This is a genomic window from Candidatus Zixiibacteriota bacterium, assembly GCA_022865345.1.
GTDB lineage: Bacteria > Zixibacteria > MSB-5A5 > MSB-5A5 > RBG-16-43-9 > RBG-16-43-9.
Genome location: JALHSU010000039.1, coordinates 1 through 3,753, shown reverse-complemented (window position 1 = coordinate 3,753; position 3,753 = coordinate 1). Strand labels below are relative to the sequence as shown.

Here is a 3,753-nt window from a genome sequence, read left to right as displayed (position 1 = left end):
CGGTACGATTGGAAACCAAAAAATCCCAGGAGGAGTTTATGAGATCAAATGTTAAGATTTTCTTCTTTACTTTGTTGATCTTATTTCTTTCTTTTTTAGTACCTTCAGCCCAGCAGAATAGCCCCAAATCCAAAATATCTTCAGAGTCTGATAGCCTTATTACAGCTCGTCCAACTGGTCTTAAAACCGAGGAGAATCCCCCAATTACTGTCACGCGTCCGAGCATCAGAGAAGACAGTATACCACTGCCCATAATTAAGGCAGCCCTGGACCGCAAAGAAATCCCCTTGGATAAGGAGCGATTTAGATCATTTCTTGACAGTATAAGGGTACGCAAAGATTCTGAATCAGCCGAACCACCACCCGTGGAGCAAGGAACATATCAAATACCAACAGCAGTATTCGAATCCCGAATACCGGAGTGCAAGATATTTCTCAAAGCCAGGGAGTTCGCACCAGTGATAGGCCTTAGCCAGGTATTAGCCTCTCAACCCAAAGCCGGAAGAACCCATTTGATGATTCAATTCTATGACATCCCCAGTGATGCAGATATACGGACAATGGAAAGCCATGGGGTCATCCTCTTGGATTACATTCCGAATTACACTTATTATGCTTCAGTACCTGCAGCTGATAGTGAACTGTTGAGCCTGCCTATGGTGAGATCAGTCTGTGAAATAGAGTCAAATGACAAAATTTCTCCCAATATTAGAGATTATGGAATAGGTGATTGGGCAAGAGACACTAACGGCAACGTAAAGCTTAACGTGATATTCTTTGGAGATGTTTCCAAACTGGTTGCACTAAGTGTCGCAGAAAGATATGGCAGAGTTATTTCTTCTTCAGATATAGGAAATCTGTTCGTAATAAGTATCCCGGAAACGTCTATAGGCGACTTGGTGAATGAAAGCGATGTGCAGTGGGTTGAGCAAGTGGCAGCCGGAAACATGGAACTGCTTGACCAGGTTCGTGGAGCGACAGGTGCTGAAACTGTCCAGGCAGCTCCAGGAGATGAGGCACTTGACGATCCAACACCCTGCCTTACATATAAAGAGATATACTCTACCGTTCCTGGAAATAAATATTGGGAAATGGCAGGAACTTCAATGGCTGCTCCAGTGGTTTCAGGAGCCTTGGGTCTGATGAAGCAGCAATTTAATAAATTAGGTTACGGGGAGATAAAACCTCACACCTTTAAAGCAATATTGGTACAAAGCGCGGATGATGTGGGAAACCCAGGCTCTGGCTACAGCTATGGTCACGGAAATCTTAACCTGAAAACAGCAATTGATTTGATAATCAACAATTATCCTAAAAACGATTTAATTAGAGTTGGGACTGTCGCTGATGATGAGACTGATAATTATTACATGAATGTTCCTTCAGGTGTTAACAAGTTGCGGGTTACTCTTGTATGGGATGATATTGAGGGAACACCTGCGGCAGCAAAAGAGCTTGTCAATGATCTTGACCTTCTACTTACAGATCCTAATGGTGTTAATCATTATGCATACCGCCTTGATAAGGATAATCCTGGAGCCAATGCTACTAAGGGATTCAACAGCCTTGATAATGTAGAAGTGGTTGAGGTTGATAATCCTGTGGCTGGACACTGGACGATAAGAGTTTGGGGATGGATTGTTACTGGCACAGAGGAATACACAGTGGTAGCTCCTTATGAGGATGTTAAGTGTGGAGACTATTTATATCAAAACACAGAGTTGACTTATGATTTAGACTGCGATTCTAGTCAAGACGGATTAAACCTCAATGCTGACAACATAACCCTTGACTGCAAAGGCCACAAGATTAGAGGAAACTATAATGGAAGTTATTGGAGTTTGGATTATGAACAACAAAGGAAATACAATACGCAACTGCGAGATTACTAACTTCGACGAGGGAATATATATCGATAATTCCGACAACAATACAGTCTACTCATGCACTGTTGATTCTAATGCATTTGATGGTATATACCTTACAACTGGTTCTGACAATAATAATATACTGTACTCTTCAATACAGTCAAATGGTTGGTACTTAGGTAGTGCAGGAGTTTACATAACCACGAACTCTTCCTCAAATATCTTATTCGCAAACGACCTTACCAACAACCCAGAAGTTGGTTTAAAAATCGATCATAGCTCTATTCGGAATGTCGTGGAATTGAATAGCTTTAGTAATGACAAGAGAGCTGTGGTCATAGATAGTTCCGGCCAAAACAGCGTGATTTCCAATATGATGGAAAATAACAGCTTCTACGGGATTTTATCCTCTCGTGCGACGGGCGACGACTACAGTCGCAATCTTTTACATAACAACACGTATGGTATCAGACTATGGAGTTCTGGAAGTAACAACAGGATAACGGAAAACAAGATCAATAATCATCTCAATTATGGTATATACATTTATAACACCGACAGTGGTGAAGTAAGACATAATCTAATTGATAATACCTCTTTTGGTATTTATTTCAATCATGCTTATAATTGGAAGGCAATTGCTGATACCATCGAGAATTGCAAAAACTACGGAATATATATGGAATCCGATACCGACGTTCGAATAGATAGCAACTACATCTGCTCAAATAAAGAAGATATCAGGGATTTAAATTCAAGCTCTGGAGATAACAATAATTGTCAATTCGTATACAACTGGGCTGATGATGGAGAAGCCGAAGGTTGTACTCATAGTTGTCTGCTTTGTGGTGATGTAATTCAAGATTCTAATATAAATGTCACTGATGTGGTCTATCTTGTTAACTACCTGTTTAAGGGCGGTCCCGCTCCTTTATGCCCACCGAGTCCGTACCTCGATTGCGCGGATGCTAATGGTGATGAAACTGTAAGTGTCGCTGATGTAATCTATCTTATAAACTATCTCTTCAAAGGTGGTCCAAGACCTGTTTGTTAAGAGTCAGAGAAGATTATTACAACCCAAGGGGACAGACATTTGTGTGCTGTCCCTTCGTCCTTTTTTCCAACCTGAAAATATCCTGTCGCCCTGTGCCCTTCCAGAGGGATAGTTTAGTCACCCACCATCTCACTCACAACATCTTACCCAAGAATACAGTGAGTAGCGCGGTGGGGTTAATTTTTTCCCCCATCTTCTCGCTCAATTCCTAATAAGAGTAATATCAAAAAATCCCACGCCCCCTGAATTTTTCTATTGCAAAAGTTTTTTTAAGCTTTAGATTTAGGGTCAAGTAAAAAAGCTTAGTCTAAAAGAGAGGTATAAAATATGGCTGGAATAAAAAGATGTCTTGGCAGAGAGGTCCTGGATTCCAGGGGGAATCCCACAGTGGAGGTGGAAGTTGAACTGCGAAACGGAGCAATGGGAAGAGCCATTGTCCCGTCTGGTGCTTCGACCGGTGTACACGAGGCATTAGAGTTAAGGGATGGGGATAAGACCAGATATTTAGGCAAAGGGGTCAGGCAGGCGGTGGAGAATGTCAATAAAAAAATTGCCCCGAAACTTGTCCGCTCAAAATTAAACCCGTTTGACCAGAGGAAGCTGGACAAGTTCCTCCTGGATTTGGACGGGACTGAAAACAAAAGGAACTTAGGCGCGAATGCTATTCTTGGCGTCTCCTTAGCGGTGGCTAAAGCCTGTGCTTTCTCCAAGAAGATTCCTTTATATGAATATATCGGAGGGAAAAAGGCAAAGCTCCTTCCGGTTCCACAGATGAATATCCTGAACGGTGGTCAACATGCAGATAATAATCTGGACATTCAGGAGTTTATG

At 41.8% G+C, this 3,753-nt stretch carries 3 protein-coding genes; all 3 read left to right on the top strand.

From position 1 onward, the window contains the following. Nucleotides 1–1,892: S8 family serine peptidase (locus MUP17_01630; GenBank protein MCJ7457676.1), on the top strand; the 1,892-nt coding region annotated here is incomplete at its 5' end. Beyond that, nucleotides 1,849–2,922: a right-handed parallel beta-helix repeat-containing protein gene (locus MUP17_01625; protein MCJ7457675.1), complete on the top strand. Its 1,074-nt coding sequence runs from the start codon at nucleotides 1,849–1,851 to the stop codon at nucleotides 2,920–2,922. The genes MUP17_01630 and MUP17_01625, both read left to right, overlap by 44 nt. 327 nt (nucleotides 2,923–3,249) lie before the next feature. Further along, nucleotides 3,250–3,753 (top strand): phosphopyruvate hydratase (gene eno, locus MUP17_01620; GenBank protein MCJ7457674.1); only part of this gene is annotated, 504 nt, incomplete at its 3' end.

Bases quoted from the DNA above. Each gene is read 5' to 3' on its own strand.
- MUP17_01625 (MCJ7457675.1), top strand. From the start codon at position 1,849: ATGAACAACAAAGGAAATACAATACGCAACTGCGAGATTACTAACTTC.